The sequence below is a fragment of the Azospirillum sp. TSO5 genome (assembly GCF_003116065.1).
Lineage (GTDB): Bacteria > Pseudomonadota > Alphaproteobacteria > Azospirillales > Azospirillaceae > Azospirillum.
Map to the genome: position 1 here is coordinate 191,943 of NZ_LGQY01000032.1, position 18,956 is coordinate 210,898.

An 18,956-nucleotide genomic window follows, 5' to 3' on the forward strand; every position below is an offset into this window, starting at 1 on the left:
CTCGGCAAACGGCAACCGCGGGGCGTTCCCGCTGTTAGCATCTTCAGCAGCCAAGATCGGAAGGGAGAAGGGCCGTGCCGCTTCTGGACGCCACCATGGGCATCGCCGACGCCGAAGGCTTTCAGCCGGTGACGCTGGAAACCGACCGTGGCCCGGTCGAGGCCCGCTATTACCCGGTGCCGGGCGGGGAGCTGGCGGCGCTGTGGGTCGGCGGGGTCGGCGGCGGCTTCGACACGCCGGCGCGCGGACTCTATCCCCGGCTGGGTGCCGACCTGACCGCGGACGGCATCGCCTCGCTGCGCCTGCGCTTCCGCGATCCGCGCGACTTGGAGGAGGCGGTGTACGACCTGCTGTGCGGGCTGAGTTTCCTTGGCCGCCAGGGCATTCACCATGTGGCCCTGGTCGGCCATTCCTTCGGCGGGGCGGTGGTCATCCAGGCGGCGGCGTCGAACCGCGGCGCCGTCTGCACGGTGGTGGCGCTGGCGACCCAGGGCTACGGCACCGACCCGGTCGGCGATCTGTCCTGCCCCATTCTGCTGATCCACGGCGAGGCGGACGAAATCCTGCCGCCCAGCTGCTCCATCCACGTCCACCGCAAGGCGCGCGAGCCGAAGAAGCTGGTCCTGGTCCCCGGCACCGGCCACGCCCTGGACGAGGCGTCGGAGGCGGTCTGCCGCGAGGTGCGCGACTGGCTGAAGGCCCATCTCCTGAAACGATAAGGGGCGCCACCGGCGCCCCCACCACTTCCCCTCAGCTTTCCTTGGCCTTGTGCGTGTCGCTGATCGGCTGCACGCCGGCCGGTGGTTCCTGCTGCGGTTGCGGCTGTTGCTGCTGTTGCTGTTGTTCCGGCGGCGGTTCGCGGCGCGGCGGGCCGGCCTTCACGTCCTGATAGACCGCCTTGGCGATCTCCAGCAGTTCCTCCTTCGACAGGCGGCCGGCCAGCGCATAGGCCAGCGGACCCTCGACCCAATAGAAGGTGGCGACGTCGCCGTTCTGGGTGAAGCTGAAGTTGGACTGGTTGCCGGCCTGGGGAGCGCCGACGAACAGGGTGATCCGCTTGTTGCCGTCGTTGGCATACATATACTGGGCGCCGGCACCGAGATCGGTCGGCAGCGACCGGCCGCCGATCAGCCGGTAGCCGACGCGGCCCAGGTCCGGACCGAACACGTCGCGGCCCATCCGCTTGGACAGCCAGCCGTTCAGTTCGTCCTGATTGTCGGCGCCAAGCTCCACCTGGAACCGTTCGTCGGACGTATAGAAGCGGTGCGCCTGCGTCGCCTCCTGGGCGAAGGTGGCCAGCGTCTGGCGCTGCTGGGCGACCGGGGCCGCGGCCTGCTGGTCGGCGCCACGGCCCATCCAGCCGCCGGCCGCACCGGCGACCACCAGCATCATCGCCGCGGCGAATCGCACCAGCGGGCGGGCATGCCAGGCCGGACGGTTGTCGTTGAAGGCGATGCGACCCTTCAGCCGGTCGGACAGCTCCTGAACCGTATCGCTCGGCGGCTCGCGCAGGACGGAGTCGAACATCTCATGCAGCAGCAGCCCCTGGGCACGGTAATCCTCCGCCCGGCGCGCCGCCTCCGGATCCTCGGCAAGCCATCGCTCCACCGCCAGACGGCGGTTGCCGTCCAGCTGGCCATCCACATAGGCGTGGAGTTCGTCCTCCGTGACCCGTCCAGTCGCTTGATGCGCGTTCATCACTTCACCCGCCGGAGGGTGACGCCACCCTCGTTCGCCAGTTTCGCCCGCACCGCCTCGCGCGCCCTGGAGAGGCGCGACATGACGGTCCCGATCGGTACGCCGAGCATGTCGGCGACCTCGTCATATTTCAGGCCCTCCAGCGCCACCAGAAGCAGCACCTTGCGCTGTTCCTCCGGCAACTCGTCGACCGCGCGCATCATCTCGCGCAGCTCGACACGCTCTTCCTGCCGGGCCGGGCTGACCAGCTTCGATTCGACGTCGGCGACGTCGACCTCCTGCGGCCGGGCGGCCTTGGAACGGACCTGATTGACGTGGACGTTGTGCAGGATGGTGAAAAGCCATGCCCGCAGGTTCGTCCCCGCCTGGAAGCTGTCGGCGCGCGCCACCGCGCGCGTCAGCGCCTCCTGCACCAGATCCTCCGCATCCGCACCGTTGCGCAGCAACGCACGCGCGTAGCGCCGCAAGGACGCGATGTGGACTTCCAGATCGACCCCGAATTTGCTCAACCGCGCACCCGATCCTTACCGGTAACGCCACGGCTCACGCCATGGCCTCCCCCTTCCAGCGAGAGGCCGGACGGGACGACGAGGGCGCCGCAACTCCAGGGCCGGGCCGGCTCACTCGACCCTGCGGCCGAAATGGGGACCCGATGCATATGGGTGCGAACGCGCGCCGCGCATCCTTTATTCCAGACTTTGTCGGGCTTGCAGCAAAATTTGTGCGGTACGGCCACGCTTGTGCCGAAAAGGCTTCAGGCGGACTGCGTCGATGATCGGATGGGATATGCCCACCCTGGAGTTGCCCTGGAAAAATGGAGAGCCCTCGGCCTTCGGCTATGGCGGCAATCATGCGGACGTGGCCCCTGCCGCATCTTTCACTCTTTGGAGACGACCCGCCCGTCGCGCAAGGTCACCGTGACGTCGAAACGGCCGAAGATCGTCTCGTCGTGCGTGACGACCAGGATCGCCGCCTGCTGCTCGATGGCGAGCCGGCGCAGCAGGTCCATCACCATGGCGGCGCGCCCGGAGTCCAGGGCCGCCGTCGGCTCGTCGGCCAGGATGATGCGCGGACGATTGGCGAGCGCGCGGGCGATGGCGACGCGCTGCGCCTCGCCGCCCGACAGCCGCGACGGCAGCGTCGCGCTGCGGTGTCCCACCTCCAGATAGTCCAGCAAGGCCCGCGCACGGCGCCGCGCCTCGGCACCGGGAACCCCGGCAAGGTCGAGCGCGACCGCGACGTTCTCCTCGGCGGTGAGGAACGGCAACAGGTTGTGGAACTGGAAGATGAAGCCGATCTTCTCCAGCCTCAGCCGGCGCAGGTCGGATCGCAGCCAGCGACCGTCGTAGACCGTCTCGCCGTCGAGATCCAGGCGGCCCCGCGTCGGCTCGACGATGCAACCGATCAGGTTCAGCAGCGTCGTCTTGCCCGATCCGCTGGGGCCGAGCAGCCCGACCACCTGCCCCGGATAGACCCGCAGGTCGGTGTCCTTCAGCGCATGCACGGCGGTCTCGCCGCGGCCATAGGTCTTGGCGAGTCCCCGAAGCTCGACGAGCGGCGCGGCCATCGCCCTACCCTCCCAGCGCCGTGGCCGGATCGACCTTGAGCGCCAGGCGCACGCCAAGCCCGCTCGCCGCCACGCACAGGACCAGCACCGCCGCGCCCAGCATCAGCGCGTCCTCCGGCAGCAGCAGCAGGCGGCGCGGAAAGTGATCCTTGGCGAGCAGAATGAGCAGCGTGCCGGCGCCCCAGCCGATGAGCCCCATGGCGAGCGCCTGCTGCACGATCAGGGCGACGATGGTGCGGTCGGGCGCGCCGATGAGCTTGAGCGTAGCGATGGCCTTCACCTTGTCCATGGTCAGCGTGTAGAGGATCAGCGCGATCACCACGGCCGAAACCGCCAGCAGGATCGCCGTGAACAGACCGATCTGCCGGCGCGCCTTTTCGACCACCGATCTCAGCAGCAGCCCTTCCTGGTCCTCCTGCGTCAGCGCCCCGAGGTGTTTCCAGCGCGCCGCGTCGGCCGCGATGCCGGCCGCCGGCACGCCGGGCAGCAGCCGCGCCACCACCGCGTTCACGGTGTCGAGACCGGCCGGGCGGGCGCCGCGCGCCAATTCGCGCCGGGCGGCGGGCGGGTCCAGTTCGAACTGCAGGCGCTGGCTGTCCTTCAGCGTCAGATGGACCACCGGATCGCCCCCCGACGCGACGATGCCCTCGGTCAGCCCCACCACCTCGTAGGAGTACCGCCCCAGCCGCACCCGCTCGCCGATCTCCAGCCCGGCGCGGCGGTCGGCGAGCATTTCGTAGTGGCTGCGGGTGATCGGCCGCCCGGCGACGAGGCGATTCGGTTCGCCCGGCCGGCCCGGCTCGTAGCCGACCACGTACAGGCGCAACGTCCGCCCCCGGTGTGCGGTTTCCACCGACTGGAAGGTGAGCGATCCCGCCGCCGCCACCCCGGCCAACCGCGCCACCGCGTCGCGCGTGTCGCCGGGTATGCGCGAGGCCTCGGCAAACGGGCCGCGGGTGCCGGATTCGACGATCCACAGGTCGGCGCCGGGCGCGCGCACCAGGGTCAGCGCCTCGTCCACCAGCCCACGGTAGATGCCGATCATCGACAGCACGACGCCCAGCAGCAGGCTCAGCCCCAGACAGGTCAGCAGAAAGCGGCCGAGGTTGTGGCGGACATCGCGCAGGGCGAGGTTCATGGTGGCGCCCCCAGCGGATCGGCACGCCGGCCCTCGCGCAGGCCGGGCACGGCGGCGACCACCGGCCGCGCGCCATCGGGCAGGCCGCCGGTCACCTCCAACCGGCCGTCCAGCGTGCGCCGGCCGAAACTCAGCGCGCGGCGGGCGAGGCGGTCGTCCTCGACAGTCCACACCGTGCCGCTCCCTCCGTCGAAGCGATCGATTGCCGTCTGCGGCACCAGCACGGCGCGCGGCAGGCGGCCCACCGCGATGGTCGCCTCGACCTGTTCGGCGAGGTAGACGCGCGGCGGGCAGACCTCGCATTTCAAATAGACTTTCCGCTCCTCGGTGACGCGGTCGCTTTCCAGTTCGATGCGCGTCACGCGCGCCCGAAAGGTCTCGCCGGGATGCGAACGCAACCGCACCGTCGCAACCTGCCCTTCCACGAGGCCGCCCGCCGAGGCCTCGTCGATGTGGACCAGCGCCCAAACGCTGTCCGGGGCGATCAGGGTGAACAGCGGCTCGCCGGGATTGACGGCGGCGCCCAGCTCCTTGTGGCGGGCGATCACCAACGCGTCGAACGGAGCGGTCAGCGTGTAGCGGTCGAGCCGCGCGGATTCGTAACGCAGCCGCGCCTCGGAATCGGCAACGGCGGCTTCCGCCACCGCGAGGTCGGACTGCGCCACCGTCAGTTCCGCTTCGGCGACGCGCAGGTCGGCGGCGCTGTCCTCCGCCACCTCCACCGAAACGCTGCCCTTGGCCAGCAGTTGCTGCCGTCGTCCGGCGGCCTGCCGGCGCTTGTCGAGCAGTGAATGCGCCTTGAGGATGGTGGCCTCCGCCCTGGCGCGCGCCGCCCGCGCCTGCCCGACGGCGGCCTTGGCCTCGGCGACGCGGGCGTCCTGCTGGCGGGTGTCGAGGCGGGCGAGCACAGCGCCCTGCGGCACGCGGTCGCCGTGGTCGGCGAACAGTTCCGTCAGCGTGCCGGCGACCTCCAGCCCGACCGCCGAGCGCACCCGCGCCTCCACTGTGCCGATGCCGTAGACCTCCAAAGGAACGTCGCCCTCCGCCGCCGCGACCGGCACCGCCAGCGGGCGCAGCCACAACGCCCAGGCCCCGCCGGCCAGGGCGCCGAGAATCAGGAGCAGCGCGAGACCGAGCCGCAGCCGACGCATGTCCGGATTCCCTTCGCCCGTTCCCCATTGCCGAAACGATACACCCCGCCACGCGCCAGCGTCGGTGAGATTGTCACCGACACAGCGGGGCGAACCGCCGCAGGCCAACCGAAAGGCTGCCCGATCATGTCCGAGGAGATGGTGTGCTTTATCCGACGCGATGCGCGACGGGGGCGAGGGGGCCGACGGCTTGTCGGAATCGCCTGGAATGCGTGGTGGGCCCGGCCGGATTCGAACCGACGACAACACCGTTATGAGCGGCGCGTTCTAACCGCTGAACTACAGGCCCTACCGCGGGGCGCACTTTGCGACAAAGCTTTGGGGAAATGCAACCCCTCGTTCATCGGTCCGACACGGAAGTCCAAAAACGAAAACGGGGGCCGATCGGCCCCCGCTTCGTCTCATACCGGAACGCTTCCAATCAGGTATCCAGGAAGCTGCGCAGCTTGCGCGACCGCGACGGGTGCTTCAGCTTGCGCAGCGCCTTCGCCTCGATCTGGCGGATACGCTCGCGGGTCACGTTGAACTGCTGGCCGACCTCTTCCAGCGTGTGGTCGGTGTTCATGCCGATGCCGAAGCGCATGCGCAGCACACGCTCCTCGCGCGGCGTCAGCGAGGCCAGGACACGGGTCGTCGTCTCGCGCAGGTTCGCCTGGATGGCGGCGTCCAGCGGCAGGACCGCGTTCTTGTCCTCGATGAAATCGCCGAGATGCGAATCCTCCTCGTCGCCGATCGGCGTTTCGAGGGAGATCGGCTCCTTGGCGATCTTCAGGACCTTACGGACCTTCTCCAGCGGCATCATCAGACGCTCGGCCAGCTCTTCCGGGGTCGGCTCGCGGCCGATCTCGTGCAGCATCTGGCGGCTGGTACGGACCAGCTTGTTGATCGTCTCGATCATGTGGACCGGGATGCGGATGGTCCGCGCCTGGTCCGCGATGGAGCGGGTGATGGCCTGTCGAATCCACCAAGTGGCATAGGTCGAGAACTTGTAGCCGCGCCGGTACTCGAACTTGTCCACCGCCTTCATCAGGCCGATGTTGCCCTCCTGGATCAGGTCCAGGAACTGCAGGCCGCGGTTCGTGTACTTCTTGGCGATGGAGATGACGAGACGCAGGTTGGCCTCGACCATCTCCTTCTTGGCGCGGCTCGCTTCCTTCTCGCCCTTCTGGACGGTGGAGACGATGCGGCGGAACTCGTTGATCGGCAGGCGCGCTTCCTCGGCGACGTTGGAGATCGCCTCGCGCGTCTTGCGGATGTCGCCGTCGTACTTCTCCGCGAACTTGCCCCAGGTCTTGGGGTTCAGGCCACGGATGCGCTCCAGCCAGTTCGGGTCCAGCTCGTGGCCGAAATACTGGTTCAGGAAGTCCTCACGCTTCACCCGGCACTCGGTCGCCATGCGCAGCAGGCGGCCTTCGAAGCCGGTCAGCTTGCGGTTCAGGCCATAGAGCTGCTCGACCAGCTGTTCGATGCGCTGGTTGTTCAGGCGGACGGTGTTCATCAGCTCGACCATTTCGAGCTTCAGCTTATCGTACTTCTTGTCCGTCTGCTTGGCGACGTCCTCGCCGCGCTGCATCGCGCCCATGCGGGCCTCGTGCAGCTTGTGCAGCTTGTCGTAGGTCGCCTTGATGTTCTCGAAGGTCTCGATGACCTGCGGCTTCAGCGCGGCTTCCATCGCGGACAGCGACAGGCTGTTCTCGCCCTCGTCGCCTTCATCGCCCTCTTCGCCCTCGCCTTCGGCGCGCGGCGGACGCGGCTCGTCGCCGTCCTCCTCGGCCGCCGGCGTTTCGGCGGCGGGGGCCGGGGCAGCGGCGGCACCGGGGGCGCCGCCGGCTTCGACCACCTCGGCCAACCCCTCCGGAATCTCCTCACCGTCCGGGCCGCCGCCATAGGTGGCGTCCAGATCAATGATGTCGCGCAGCAGCATCTTCCCTTCCATCAGGGAATCATGCCACTCCAGGATGGCGCGGATGGTCAGGGGCGATTCGCAGATCGCGCCGATCATCATCTCGCGGCCGGCCTCGATCCGCTTGGCGATGGCGATTTCGCCTTCGCGCGACAGCAGTTCCACCGAACCCATCTCGCGCAGATACATGCGCACGGGGTCGTCGGTGCGGCCGATGTCGTCGTCGTCGAGATTGCCCGACGAACGGCCTTCGCCCTCGCCTGCCCCCTCGCCGCTGTTCTCCGAATCCTGCTCTTCCGATTCGACGATGTTGATGCCCATTTCGGACAGCATCGCCATCGTGTCTTCGATCTGCTCGGACGAGGACGAATCCTGCGGCAGCGCTGCGTTCAGCTCGTCATAGGTGACATACCCGCGCTCCTTGCCGCGGGCGATCATCTTCTTGACGGCCAAACCCATGCCGTCCATCAGAGGACCGTCTGCGGATTCCTCCCGCGTTTCGGAAACTTCCACGCTGTTCGCAGCTTTCGTGGCCATGCGATCGGTGCCCCCGCATTACCCCAGTGAATAAAGACGAAAGGAGCGTCCGGTCCCGGTTGCCCGGCCCGTCCGCCCCACCCCCAACCATGTATCTACCCAGAACCCGCCATCACAGAAACTGTCATGCGGCCCCGTCCTGTTGCCCTGTGTCCCGTCAACCGATGCCCGATTGGCGACGATTTGAGTCATCAACCGTCAGACATCGTCAAAGTCACTGTCGTCCGCAAAACCCAGACCGGACCTTATGACCTCCTGCTGAAGAGCCACGACCCTCGCGAAGTTGGCCTCGCTGTTGTCACGGGTCAGAGCCGCCTTCGCTTCCCTAAGATCGTCGAGCACCCGCTCGTGATGCAGATGCCGCCACGCAGGCCACCATCCCTTCCTGGCATCCTCCGTAGAGGCATCAGGACGGGCGAAGCCGGCATGGACATAGGTCGACTCGCCTAGCAAAGCACCGACCATGGTCTCATGGCCGGCGGATGACAAGTGGCGACAAAGCGCAGCGGCGTCAAGTGTCGAGTCGTGATTGCGGTCGTCGGAAAGGCATTCCATGACCGCCCAGCGCAGTTTTTCCAGCTCCGGGTCACCGAACGGCAACAGCCCCAGCGGCTCGGCTAGTTCGCCGAACAATTCCGGATGATTGATGAGCGTCGCCAGCAAGATCCGCTCCCGCATCGAGGCAAGGCGGGAGGCGCGACCGCGCCCCTCCCCCAACGGCTTGGAGGTCAGGCGGCCCGGCGTGCCCGGCACATGGCGGCGCGGCGCCTCGCCGAAGCGGCTCCCCCGCCCCTGCCCCGGCACCCAGGGGCCGCGATTGTAGCCCTGGCGCACCGGGGCGAAGGCCTCGTCGACGCGGCGGCGCATCTCGGTGCGGTAGAAGCTCTGGACGTCGCGGTCGGCGATGGTGGCGACGCGGGCCTCCAGCGCCGCCTTCACCGCGGCCTTGGCCTCCGGCGTGTCGGTCGGCCGCCCTTCGCTCTCCATCCGCCACAGGGCGTCGGAGAGCGGGATTGCAGCCTCCAGCACCGCCCCCATCGCCTTGGCGCCACTGGCGCGGATCAGGCTGTCGGGGTCCTCGCCCTCCGGCAGGAAGGCGACGCGGGCCGACTGGCCGGGGGCGAGGTGCGGCAGGATGCGCTCCACCGCCCGCCATGCCGCGCGCCGGCCGGCATTGTCGCCGTCGAAACACAGGAAGGGCACCTTCTCCGCCGCCGGGATCAGCTTCCACAGCTCCTGCACCTGCGTCTCGGTCAGCGCGGTGCCCAGCGGTGCCACGGCGCCCTCGAAGCCGGCACGGACCAGCGCGATCACATCCATATAGCCTTCGGCGACGATCACCGGCTTGCCGTCCGCCGCCGCCTGCCGCGCCCGCGACAGGCCGTAGAGCAGCGTGCCCTTGTGGAAGAGCGGGGTGTCGGCGGTGTTGACGTATTTCGGCCCATCGCCTTCCAGGATGCGCCCACCAAAGGCGACCACCTGCCCGCGCCGGTCGGTCACCGGAAACATCACGCGGTTGCGAAAGAAGCTGTAGGGCGCCCGGCCGTCGTCCGGCCGCTTCAGCAGCCCGGCATTGACCATGTCCTCGTCGGAAAAGCCCTGTTTGCCCAGATAGGTGCGCAACGCATTCGAATCGCCGGGCGCGTAGCCCAGCCGGAAGCGGGCGATGGTCTCGCCGTCCAGCCCGCGCCGCATGAAATAGTCCAGCCCCGGCCGCCCGGCGGGCGTGTGCAACTGCTGCTCGAACCAGCGCGCCGCCTGCTCGACGAGGTCGTGCAGGGTCTTGCGCCGCTCGTAACGCTGCCGGTCCTCCTCGGTCGGGCGCGGCACCGGCAAGCCGGCCTCGCCGGCCAAATGCTCGACCGCCTCGGGAAAGCCGAGATTGTCGTGGCGCATGACGAAACCGATGATGTCACCATGGGCGCCGCAGCCGAAGCAATGGAAGAAGCCCTTCTGGTCGTTGACGTAGAAGGACGGCGACTTCTCATTGTGGAAGGGACAGGGAGCCTTGTACTCGCGGCCGGCGCGGATCAGCCGCAACCGCTTGGAGACCACCTCCGACAAATTCAGCCGGGTGCGCAGTTCTTCCAGGAATTGGGGCGGGAAAGCCATGGTCGAACGGTCACCGGGGTGGGATGGGCAAAGGGCGCTAGGCTATAGCAGAGGCATAGTATGGGAACCAGCACCGCCGGCCCCAAGGGTGCAGATGGCGCAGGGGCAAAGCGTCAGTCCGGCTGCCTGACGAGATGCGTCCCGGCATAGAGCGCGCGCAACGGGGCCTGATAGCCGATGCTGTCCAGAGTCAGCACCTCGTCCCCGACGATCACCTGCGGACTTTCCGGCCAGCTGCCATCCGCCTGCCGGCGCAGAAGCTCCGCACCGACACCGGCCGTCCACAGCACCAGGATCTCGCGGACCGACGGCAACGTGGTGTAGGTCCAGACATTCTCCCACGTCTCGGCCTCGTTGCTGGGCGAGAGGATCTCGATCAGCAGGACCGGGTCGGGCAGCGTGCGCAGGCCCCGTTCATCCGGGGCGCAGGTCACGCCCAGGTCGGGAATGCGCATGTTGTGGCTGGATCGGACGCGGGGTTGCACACCCGGCGCGGTCACGACATGGCAGCCGGGCGCGCGGTCGGCCAGATGGTTGCCGATCAGGCGGGCGACGGTGCTCTGCAGAATGCCATGGGTGATGCTCGCCGGCGCCATGGCGCGCGGTTCGCCGTTCACCAGCTCATAGCGCGTGTCGGTGCCGTCGCCGTTCCAGTCCAGGAACTCCGCGACGGTCATGCCTGAAAAGCTGGATTTGCGGACCGCGACCATTCCACCGTCCTCCTGCCCGTCCGCCGCGCGGGGAATCAGACCTCAGCCTAGCCTGAGTCGCCCCGCGGCGGCCAGCGCGCCTTACTTGCCCGCCCTTATTTCCCGGACAGCCGCGCCTTCACCAGACCGCCGGCCTTGGCGAAGTCCATCTGGCCGGCATGGCGGGCCTTCAGCTCGGCCATCACCTTGCCCATGTCCTTGATGCTGGACGCGCCTAGCTCGGCAACGATGGCGTCGATGGCGGCGGCGGACTCGTCCTCGCTCATCTGCTTGGGCAGGAAGCGTTCGATGACCGCGATCTCCTCGCGCTCCTGCTGCGCCAGTTCCGGACGGCCGCCCTGATCGTACAGCCCCGCCGATTCGTTGCGCTGCTTCACCAGGGTCTGCAGCATCGACAGGATCTCCGCCTCGTCGATGCCGTCGGTCACGCCGCGGGTGCGGGCGGCGATGTCGCGGTCCTTCAGGCCGGCGAGGATCATGCGGATGGTGGACACCGCGCGCTGGTCCTTCGCGCGCATCGCATCCTTGAGGCTGTCGTTGAACTGCGTGCGCAGCGTCATGTCCTGTCTTCCTTGGTTCGTCGGGCCGGGAGCGGGCCGGGATCGAAAGGCTCCGGCCGGACAGCCGACTATTCCGAAAATGGCCGCCGATTTCCATGGCAAAAGCCCCATCCGGCGAATGGGCGCCCCGGAACCTTCCGACTTTGTCCGCGGATCAGGGCCGCCTTGCAAAGCTATTGCTGGAAATCCGGCCGCCAATCGTCATATAGGATGTCCGGCCCATCCGATCAGCCCACTCGATCCCACGTCACTGCCCATTCCGGCGGAGGTGGGTTGCGAGCGGCTACGTGTGCGCGCCCGGCGGGACGCTAGGCCGTCGCCGTTCCGCCGATCACCCGATCCGTCGCCGGCCGCGGTTTTTGGGAAGGTTTACAGGAATGACTCTCGCCACTCCCCCCTCCGACAATGCGGTTCACACCGGCGTCCTGGTCCTGGCCGACGGCACGGTGTTCCGCGGCCGAGGCATCGGCGCCACGGGGGATTCGGTGGGCGAGGTGTGCTTCAACACCTCCATGACCGGCTATCAGGAGATCCTGACCGATCCCAGCTACGCCGGCCAGATCATCACCTTCACCTTCCCGCACATCGGCAACACCGGCGCCAACGCCGAAGACATCGAGACGGTCACGCCGGCCGCCCGCGGCCTAATCCTGCGCGCCGACATCACCGACCCGTCGAACTGGCGCGCCACCCGCCACCTGGACGACTGGCTGAAGAGCTACGGCCTCATCGGTCTGGCTGGCGTCGACACCCGCCGCCTGACCCGCCGCATCCGCGACCTGGGCGCGCCCAACGGCGTCGTCGCCCATTCGCCGGACGGCAAGTTCGACATCGAGGCGCTGATCGCCAAGGCCAAGGGCTGGCCGGGTCTGGAGGGCATGGACCTCGCCAAGGACGTGTCCTGCCGCCAGACCTACGACTGGACCGAGGCCGGCTGGACCATCGGCGGCGGCTATGCCACCCAGGACAAGCCGCAGTACCATGTCGTCGCCATCGATTACGGCGCCAAGCGCAACATCCTGCGCTGCCTCGCCGCCGCCGGCTGCAAGGTGACGGTGGTGCCGTCGACCGCCACGGTCGAGGACGTGATGCGCCACCAGCCGGACGGCGTCTTCCTGTCCAACGGCCCCGGCGACCCCGCCGCCACCGGCGAATATGCCGTGCCGACCATCAAGGGCCTGCTCGACACCGGCGTGCCGATGTTCGGTATCTGCCTCGGCCACCAGATGCTGTCGCTGGCGCTGGGCGCCAAGACCACCAAGATGGCGCTGGGCCACCGTGGCGCCAACCATCCGGTCAAGGACCTCGCCTCCGGCCGGGTGGAGATCACCAGCCAGAACCACGGCTTCGTCGTCGTTCCGGAGACCCTGCCGGCCGACGCCGAGGTCACCCATGTCAGCCTGTTCGACGGCACCAACGAGGGCATCCGCCTGAAGGGCAAGCCGGTCTTCTCGGTGCAGTACCACCCGGAAGCCTCGCCCGGCCCGCAGGACAGCCACTATCTGTTCGACCGCTTCGTCCAGTTGATCGCCGAGAAGAAGGCGGCCTGACGCTCGATAGGCAGCAGGTCATGAAAAAAGGGGGAGCCGTTCGCGCGGCTCCCCCTTTTTCTATTTGGCGTAACGGTCCTTGTCAGGGGCCAGCGTCGTGGCGGTCGCCGTACGCGGCTGGACCCGCTGGATGCCGCCGTAGCAGCTGGTGCCGCCACGCCCGCCGGGTGATCCGGCGGCCTGGCCGTACTGGGTGCAATCGGCTGTCTGGCCGGCGGCGGTCTGGGTAGCGGTCGGCTTGTCGCCGCCATGCGTCTGGTCACGAGGCTGTGATTTGGATTCGTTCACAGTGGCCTCCTGGAGGTTGCGGACCATATCGATTATGGCCTCTCCTAGATTGCCAACATGGGCAGCGATCAGCGGTTCCAACAGATATGCGTCTTCCGGATTATCCGTTTTCCCACAAATCTGCACCGGCTGCCCAGCCCGACGGCCCCGCCTGCCCGCTCTGCGGCCGGCCGATGGTGCCGGGCGCCAGCCTGAACGAGCACCACCTGATTCCGCGCACCTATGGCGGCCGGGAAACGGTGACGATGCACCGCATCTGCCATGCGAAGATTCACGCGGTGCTGACCGAACAGCAGCTGCGCGACCACTATCACGAGATCGATGCGCTGCGCGGCCATCCCGACATCGCCGCCTTCATCCGCTGGGTTCGCCGCAAGCCGCCGGAGTTCATCGACGGTCATGCCACCGACCGGCGGCGGCGCAAGCGCTGACCGCCCTCAGCCCCGCTGCATCGCCCGCCGCGCAGCCGGCTTCGGCAGATACTCACGGGCCTCACCGTTGCAGACGCGGCTGACCCGCTCATACTCCTCGACCGTATCGACCTTGGCCTGCCGGCGGTCGCGCTCGCGGCCGAACTCCTGCATGATCCGCCGCATCGCCGATTCGAGCGGACGACGGATCGCCGCCATCGCCTGGGTCTGGCTGCGCGAGCGCACCGGCGCCATCCCGTCGATCACCTGCTCCAGGCGGCTGCGGATCTGCGGCATCATCTCGTTCAGCAGCGCCTCGTCCACCGCGACATGGCGCATCTCATGGGCCAGAACCTCGCCATGCAGGCAGGAATTGGCCGGGATCTCGCCGGCGACATGGACGATGCGCTGCTGGAAGCCGAAGCTGATGGTCAGCGCGCTGGCCGACGCGCAATGGGTGCCGTCGCCCATCGACTTGAACAGCGCCTGCACCTGCGACTGCTCGCCGTAACGCGCCTGGGTCAGCCCCAGCACATGGCTGTCGGTGGTGCTCGCCGGCCCCGGCGTCCGCCCCGGAAGCCGGGTCAGCTGGGCGATCGACAGGCTGTCGTCGCGCTTGATCGGCGCCAGCACGGTGTCGAGCGTCAGCTTGGTCGGCGGAAAGCCGCCGCAGCCATTGGACTGCGCCGCGGCCGGCATCGCCGCAAGGAAGAGCCCCAAAAGGGAAAGGAACAGGAGGCGAACGGTCATCCCAGCACTGTTACCGGGAAACCGTTCGCCGACAAGAGACATGGAAGGGTGGAGATCACCCCGCACCCCTTACTTCCCAGCCTTCAGCTGCTCCCGCGTCAGCCAGAACACCTCGCCGAAGCTGTTGGCGGTCTGCAGCCACAGGAAATCCAGGTGCGGATACTCCGCCTCCAGAATCTCGCGGCCGGTGCCGAACTCGCACAGCAGGCCGCCTTCGGGGGTCAGGTGCTTGGGCGCTTCCTTCAGGATGCGGCGGACGATGTCCAGCCCGTCGTCGCCGCCGGCCAGAGCCATTTCCGGCTCGGCGCGGAACTCCGGCGGCAGGGCGTCCATCGATTCGGCGTCGACATAAGGCGGGTTGGTGATGATGACGTCGTACTTGCGCGTCTTCAGCGGGGCGAACAGATCGCCCTGATGCAGGGTGATGCGGTCCTCGAAGCCGCTGTCGGCGACATTGCGCTTCGCCACCTCCAGCGCGTCGGGCGACAGGTCGACGGCATCCACCTGGGCCTCGGGGAAGATGCGGGCGGCCAGGATGGCGAGGCAGCCGGAGCCGGTGCACAGGTCCAGCACCCGCTCCACCGAGGTCGGATCCTCCACCAGCGTGAAATCGTCGCCGCCGAACAGGTCGGAGAACAGCAGCTCGCCGATGTAGGAGCGCGGAACGATCACCCGCTCGTCCACATAGAAGGGGATGCCCTGGATATAGGCCTTGTTCAGCAGGTAGGGCGCCGGCTTGCGGGTGTCGATGCGGGCATGGAGAATGCCGGCCACCGCCTCGCGCTCCGCCGCGGTCAGCCGGGAGTCCAGATAGGGGTCGAGCTGGTCGACCGGCAGGTGCAGCGTCTCCAGCACCAGGAACACCGCCTCGTCGAAGGCCGTGGTGGTGCCGTGGCCGTAATCCAGATCGGCCTCGTTGAATCGGCTGACGCCGTAGCGCAGGAAATCGCGGATGGTCGACAGCTCGGCGGCGGCTGCGGCGGCGGTGTGCTTGCTGGTCAGCTTGCTGGTCATGGGGCGCTGGCTCCGGTCAGGAACGGGAAGGGGATCAGAGGATGTCCAGCACCGACTCCGGCGGACGGCCGACGCGGGCGCGGTCGCCCTTCACCACGATCGGGCGTTCGATGGCGGCCGGATTGGCGGACAGGGCGGCGATCAGCGCCTCGTCGTCGAGGTCCTTGGCGATGCCGGCCTCCGCCGCTTCCTTGGCGCGGGTGATGTCGCGCGGCCCCTTGCCCAGCTTGGCGAGGATGGCCGACAGCTCCGCCGGGCCGGGCGGGGTCTTCAGATACTCGATCACCGTCGGCTCGACACCGCGGGACCGCAGAAGCTCCAGCGTCTCGCGCGATTTGCTGCAGCGCGGGTTGTGATAGATCGTCACGTCGCTCATGACCGACTTTCCAAGTTTGAAGAGCGGTCAGACTGATACACCCAACCCGCGTGCCGCGCCAATCCGGCATGCGGAAACGGACGCCGCGGCGCAACATCCCTCAGGTGACAAGGGATGGCTTTGGTATTACTTTGCGCGCTCGCTTTTCCGAAGGCCCGTGCGCGCCCTTATCCCGGTGGGCGGGCCATGCGGAACAGATCCGATGCCCAGATACGGATGCCGGCCGTGACCAAGCTCTCGCTCTCCAAGGACAAGATCAACATCCTCCTTCTGGAAGGTGTCCACGACAACGCCATCGACGAACTGGCCCGCGGCGGCTATGCCTCCGTCGAGCGGCTGCCGCGCGCGCTGGACGAGTCCGAACTGCTGGAGCGCATCGGTTCGGTCCACATCCTGGGCATCCGCTCGCGCACCCAGCTGACCGCCAAGGTGCTGGAGGCGGCGAACAAGCTGATCACCGTCGGCTGCTTCTGCATCGGCACCAATCAGGTCGACCTGAAGGCTGCGCGCCGCCAGGGCGTGCCGGTGTTCAACGCCCCCTATTCCAACACCCGGTCGGTGGCGGAGCTGGTGATCGGCGAGATCATCATGCTGATGCGCGGCATCTTCGAGAAGTCGCAGCTGGTCCATGGCGGCGGCTGGATGAAGTCGGCCAAGGACTCTTACGAGATCCGCGGCAAGACGCTGGGCATCGTCGGCTACGGCCACATCGGCACCCAGGTGTCGATCCTGGCGGAAGCCATGGGCATGCAGGTCCGCTTCTACGACGTCGTGCGCAAGCTGGCTCTCGGCAATGCACGGGCCTGCGACTCGCTGGAGGAACTGCTGTCGGTGTCCGACGTGGTGACCCTGCATGTGCCGGACACCCCGCAGACCCGCAACATGATCGGCGAGCGTGAACTGGCCGCCATGAAGAAGGGCAGCCACCTGATCAACGCCGCCCGCGGGCAGGTGGTGGACATCGAGGCGTTGGCCGCCGCGATGAGCTCCGGCCACGTCCTGGGCGCCGCCATCGACGTCTTCCCGGTCGAACCCGGTTCGGACAAGGATGAGTTCCAGAGCGCGCTGCGCGGCATCAAGACCGCCATCCTGACCCCGCACATCGGCGGCTCGACGATGGAGGCCCAGGCCAACATCGGCACCGAGGTGGCGCAGAAGCTGCTCGAGTATTCGGACAACGGCTCCACCGTCGGCGCGGTCAACTTCCCGCAGGTGGCGCTGCCGGTGCAGGCCGGCTGCACCCGCTTCCTGCACGTCCACGAGAATCGTCCGGGCATCCTGCGCAAGGTGAACGAGGTGTTCTCCGGCCGCGACCTGAACATCGCCGCCCAGTATCTCCAGACCGATCCGGAGCTGGGCTATGTGGTGGTCGACGTCAACGGCGATGTCGACGAGCTGGAGGTCGTCAACGACCTGCGCGCCATCGAAGGCACCCTGAAGGCGCGCTTCCTGTTCCCGTCTCAGCGCTGATCGGATAGGAGAAGGGTTCCGGGGCGGGGCGACTGCCTCCCCCCGGGAACCCTTCCCCATGCCGCCCGGTTGTCCCCTCATGATGCTGCGCCGCAGCACCAGCCTTGAGAGGACGACCGCCATGACCGACCGCCACTCCACCATGCTCAAGACCCTGGGCCTCACCGCGCTGGCGCTGGGCGGGCTGGCCGTCGCCAACACCCTGGCGGCACGCGCGGCCGAGCGCCGCTATCCGCCGGAAGGCCGTTTCCTGACCGTCGACGGCGTCCGCCTGCATTACATGGAGGCCGGCGAAGGTCCGCCGGTCGTGCTGCTGCACGGCAACGTCTCCGCCCTCGGCGATTCGCTGGCGAGCGGCCTGTTCCAGCGGCTGGCGCGGACTCACCGGGTGATCGCCTTCGACCGCCCAGGCATGGGCCACAGCGATCGCCCCCATGACCGCGACTGGACACCGGAGGATCAGGCCGACCTGCTAGCCCAGGCCTTCGCCGCCCTGAACATCGAGAACGCCGTGGTGGTCGGCCATTCCTACGCCACCCTCGTCGCCCTGGCGCTGGCGCTGGACCATCCGCGGACGGTGAAGGGTTTGGTGCTGTTGGCCGGCTATTATTTCCCGACGACGCGGGTCGACACGGTTCTGGTGGCGCCATTGGCGATGCCGGTGCTGGGCGGCCTGCTGCGCCACACCCTGTCGCCGCCCGTCTCCAAGGCAATGATGCCGGGCCTACTGAAGACGCTGTTCTCACCGCGGCCGGTGCCGGACCACCTGACGGAGAGCTTCCCCGCCGCCCTGACGATCCGGCCGGGCCAGTTGCGCGCCAACGCCCAGGACGGCGTCACCATGGTGCCCGCCGCCGAGCGGCTGCAGCACCGCTATGCCGGGGTGACGGTCCCGGTGGCGATCTTCGCCGGGCACCATGACCGGGTCGTCTCGCAGGAGGAACAGAGCGGCCGGCTTCACCATGTCCTGCCCGACAGCACCATTCATTGGGTGCCGGACTCCGGCCACATGGTGCATTACGCCGACCCGGAGCTGGTGGTGCGCCGGATCGACGAGCTGTCAGCCGAAAAGGCGATGCCGCGGGTCTGCGCTCACAGGTAGCGCCGCATCAGGATGCTGCCGCCCTGGTGCGGCAGGCGGGGATGCCAGGGGATGTCGGCGCGGCCGATCTCCTCGAATCCCTCGCCTGCGTAGAGACGGCGGGCCGGCTCGTTGTCGGCCCAGACATGCAGGGTGACGCGGTCGAAGCCGCCGGTCCGCGCCCGCTCGTAGAACCAGCCGAGCAGCCGCCCGGCGATGCCCTGCCGCCGCAGGTCCGGATCGACCGCCAGCGCCGACAGGAAATAGCTGCCCCAATCCAGCGTTTGGGAAAATTCGGCCATATGGGCGACGCGGTCGGGCGGCAGGCCGCTGTAATCCTCCGTCCGGATCCAGTCGGTGGGATAGCCGTGGGCGACGCCGACCACCTGCCCGTCCAGTTCCGCGACTCCGCTCTGCCGGTGCGACAGCGACCCGCTGCGCCCAGCCAGTCCCGGCACCAGCATCTCCGCCGCGGTCATTCCCGGCATCAGCCCGTCGAGCAGAAATTCATAGACCCCGCCCCCGGCAATGTCGATCAGCCGCGCCAACTCCGGGGCGTCGTCGGCATCGGCCGGGCGGATGCGGAGACGGTCGTCAGTCAATGCAGGGCTCACGGCGGGAACCTTCGATCAGGAGAGCGG

General features: G+C 68.1%; 19 protein-coding genes and 1 tRNA gene. 5 read left to right on the forward strand and 15 right to left on the reverse strand.

Annotated elements, in window-relative coordinates:
- Positions 1-74: 74 nt before the first annotated feature.
- A complete protein-coding gene (locus TSO5_RS10390; RefSeq protein ID WP_109151504.1) occupies positions 75-719 on the forward strand; it encodes an alpha/beta hydrolase in 645 nt (214 codons plus the stop codon).
- A 31-nt stretch (positions 720-750) separates the two neighbouring features.
- Here the strand turns inward: TSO5_RS10390 and TSO5_RS10395 are convergent, their stop codons facing one another.
- From TSO5_RS10395 to TSO5_RS10440, 10 genes are all read right to left on the reverse strand, one after another.
- Positions 751-1,698: an anti-sigma factor gene (locus TSO5_RS10395; protein WP_109151505.1), complete on the reverse strand. Its 948-nt coding sequence runs from the start codon at positions 1,696-1,698 to the stop codon at positions 751-753.
- Entirely contained in the window at positions 1,698-2,207 is a 510-nt protein-coding gene (locus TSO5_RS10400) for a sigma-70 family RNA polymerase sigma factor (protein WP_085089022.1), read from the reverse strand. The genes TSO5_RS10395 and TSO5_RS10400 overlap by 1 nt, the downstream gene beginning before the upstream one ends.
- Before the next feature lie 368 nt (positions 2,208-2,575).
- Complete coding sequence (locus TSO5_RS10405) at positions 2,576-3,265, reverse strand: ABC transporter ATP-binding protein (protein ID WP_109151506.1); 690 nt, start codon at positions 3,263-3,265, stop codon at positions 2,576-2,578.
- Between the two features lie 4 nt (positions 3,266-3,269).
- Positions 3,270-4,403 carry an ABC transporter permease gene (locus TSO5_RS10410; protein WP_109151507.1) on the reverse strand — a complete coding sequence of 378 codons (1,134 nt, stop codon included), beginning with the start codon at positions 4,401-4,403 and terminating at the stop codon, positions 3,270-3,272.
- Positions 4,400-5,554: an efflux RND transporter periplasmic adaptor subunit gene (locus TSO5_RS10415; protein ID WP_109151508.1), complete on the reverse strand. Its 1,155-nt coding sequence runs from the start codon at positions 5,552-5,554 to the stop codon at positions 4,400-4,402. The genes TSO5_RS10410 and TSO5_RS10415 overlap by 4 nt, the downstream gene beginning before the upstream one ends.
- 213 nt (positions 5,555-5,767) lie before the next feature.
- Positions 5,768-5,843 (reverse strand) — tRNA-Ile (locus TSO5_RS10420).
- 132 nt (positions 5,844-5,975) lie between these two features.
- Positions 5,976-7,994 carry an RNA polymerase sigma factor RpoD gene (gene rpoD, locus TSO5_RS10425; RefSeq protein ID WP_109151509.1) on the reverse strand — a complete coding sequence of 673 codons (2,019 nt, stop codon included), beginning with the start codon at positions 7,992-7,994 and terminating at the stop codon, positions 5,976-5,978.
- Positions 7,995-8,192: 198 nt separating this feature from the next.
- The gene (gene dnaG / locus TSO5_RS10430) at positions 8,193-10,106 is read right to left on the reverse strand and encodes a DNA primase (protein WP_109151510.1); all 1,914 of its coding nucleotides are present in this window, start codon (positions 10,104-10,106) and stop codon (positions 8,193-8,195) included.
- A gap of 113 nt (positions 10,107-10,219) precedes the next feature.
- Positions 10,220-10,816, reverse strand: a complete 597-nt coding sequence (locus tag TSO5_RS10435; RefSeq protein ID WP_109151511.1) for a Uma2 family endonuclease — start codon at positions 10,814-10,816, stop codon at positions 10,220-10,222.
- 95 nt (positions 10,817-10,911) lie between these two features.
- Positions 10,912-11,376, reverse strand: a complete 465-nt coding sequence (locus TSO5_RS10440) for a GatB/YqeY domain-containing protein (protein WP_109151512.1) — start codon at positions 11,374-11,376, stop codon at positions 10,912-10,914.
- A 377-nt stretch (positions 11,377-11,753) separates the two neighbouring features.
- Between TSO5_RS10440 and carA the strand changes: the two genes are divergently transcribed.
- Positions 11,754-12,926, forward strand: a complete 1,173-nt coding sequence (carA, locus tag TSO5_RS10445; protein WP_109151513.1) for a glutamine-hydrolyzing carbamoyl-phosphate synthase small subunit — start codon at positions 11,754-11,756, stop codon at positions 12,924-12,926.
- A 60-nt stretch (positions 12,927-12,986) separates the two neighbouring features.
- Here the strand turns inward: carA and TSO5_RS10450 are convergent, their stop codons facing one another.
- On the reverse strand, positions 12,987-13,214 hold the full coding sequence (locus tag TSO5_RS10450; RefSeq protein WP_146203721.1) for a hypothetical protein: 228 nt from the start codon (positions 13,212-13,214) through the stop codon (positions 12,987-12,989).
- An 86-nt stretch (positions 13,215-13,300) separates the two neighbouring features.
- On the opposite strand from TSO5_RS10450, the gene TSO5_RS10455 reads away from it, so the two are divergent.
- Complete coding sequence (locus tag TSO5_RS10455) at positions 13,301-13,645, forward strand: restriction endonuclease (protein WP_109151515.1); 345 nt, start codon at positions 13,301-13,303, stop codon at positions 13,643-13,645.
- 6 nt (positions 13,646-13,651) lie between these two features.
- On the opposite strand, the gene TSO5_RS10460 is transcribed toward TSO5_RS10455, so the two are convergent.
- From TSO5_RS10460 to arsC, 3 genes are all read right to left on the reverse strand, one after another.
- Positions 13,652-14,374 carry a hypothetical protein gene (locus TSO5_RS10460; RefSeq protein WP_109151516.1) on the reverse strand — a complete coding sequence of 241 codons (723 nt, stop codon included), beginning with the start codon at positions 14,372-14,374 and terminating at the stop codon, positions 13,652-13,654.
- A gap of 69 nt (positions 14,375-14,443) precedes the next feature.
- Positions 14,444-15,388: a 50S ribosomal protein L3 N(5)-glutamine methyltransferase gene (prmB, locus tag TSO5_RS10465; RefSeq protein ID WP_247870689.1), complete on the reverse strand. Its 945-nt coding sequence runs from the start codon at positions 15,386-15,388 to the stop codon at positions 14,444-14,446.
- Positions 15,389-15,422: 34 nt separating this feature from the next.
- Positions 15,423-15,764 carry an arsenate reductase (glutaredoxin) gene (arsC, locus tag TSO5_RS10470; RefSeq protein ID WP_109151517.1) on the reverse strand — a complete coding sequence of 114 codons (342 nt, stop codon included), beginning with the start codon at positions 15,762-15,764 and terminating at the stop codon, positions 15,423-15,425.
- Between the two features lie 216 nt (positions 15,765-15,980).
- Between arsC and serA the strand changes: the two genes are divergently transcribed.
- Together serA and TSO5_RS10480 are read left to right on the forward strand one after the other, a co-directional pair.
- Complete coding sequence (gene serA / locus TSO5_RS10475; protein WP_199230849.1) at positions 15,981-17,234, forward strand: phosphoglycerate dehydrogenase; 1,254 nt, start codon at positions 15,981-15,983, stop codon at positions 17,232-17,234.
- A gap of 121 nt (positions 17,235-17,355) precedes the next feature.
- Positions 17,356-18,336: an alpha/beta hydrolase gene (locus tag TSO5_RS10480; RefSeq protein ID WP_109151553.1), complete on the forward strand. Its 981-nt coding sequence runs from the start codon at positions 17,356-17,358 to the stop codon at positions 18,334-18,336.
- On the opposite strand, the gene TSO5_RS10485 is transcribed toward TSO5_RS10480, so the two are convergent.
- Entirely contained in the window at positions 18,327-18,929 is a 603-nt protein-coding gene (locus TSO5_RS10485) for a GNAT family N-acetyltransferase (protein ID WP_109151518.1), read from the reverse strand. The genes TSO5_RS10480 and TSO5_RS10485 overlap by 10 nt on opposite strands.
- Positions 18,930-18,956 lie beyond the last annotated feature (27 nt).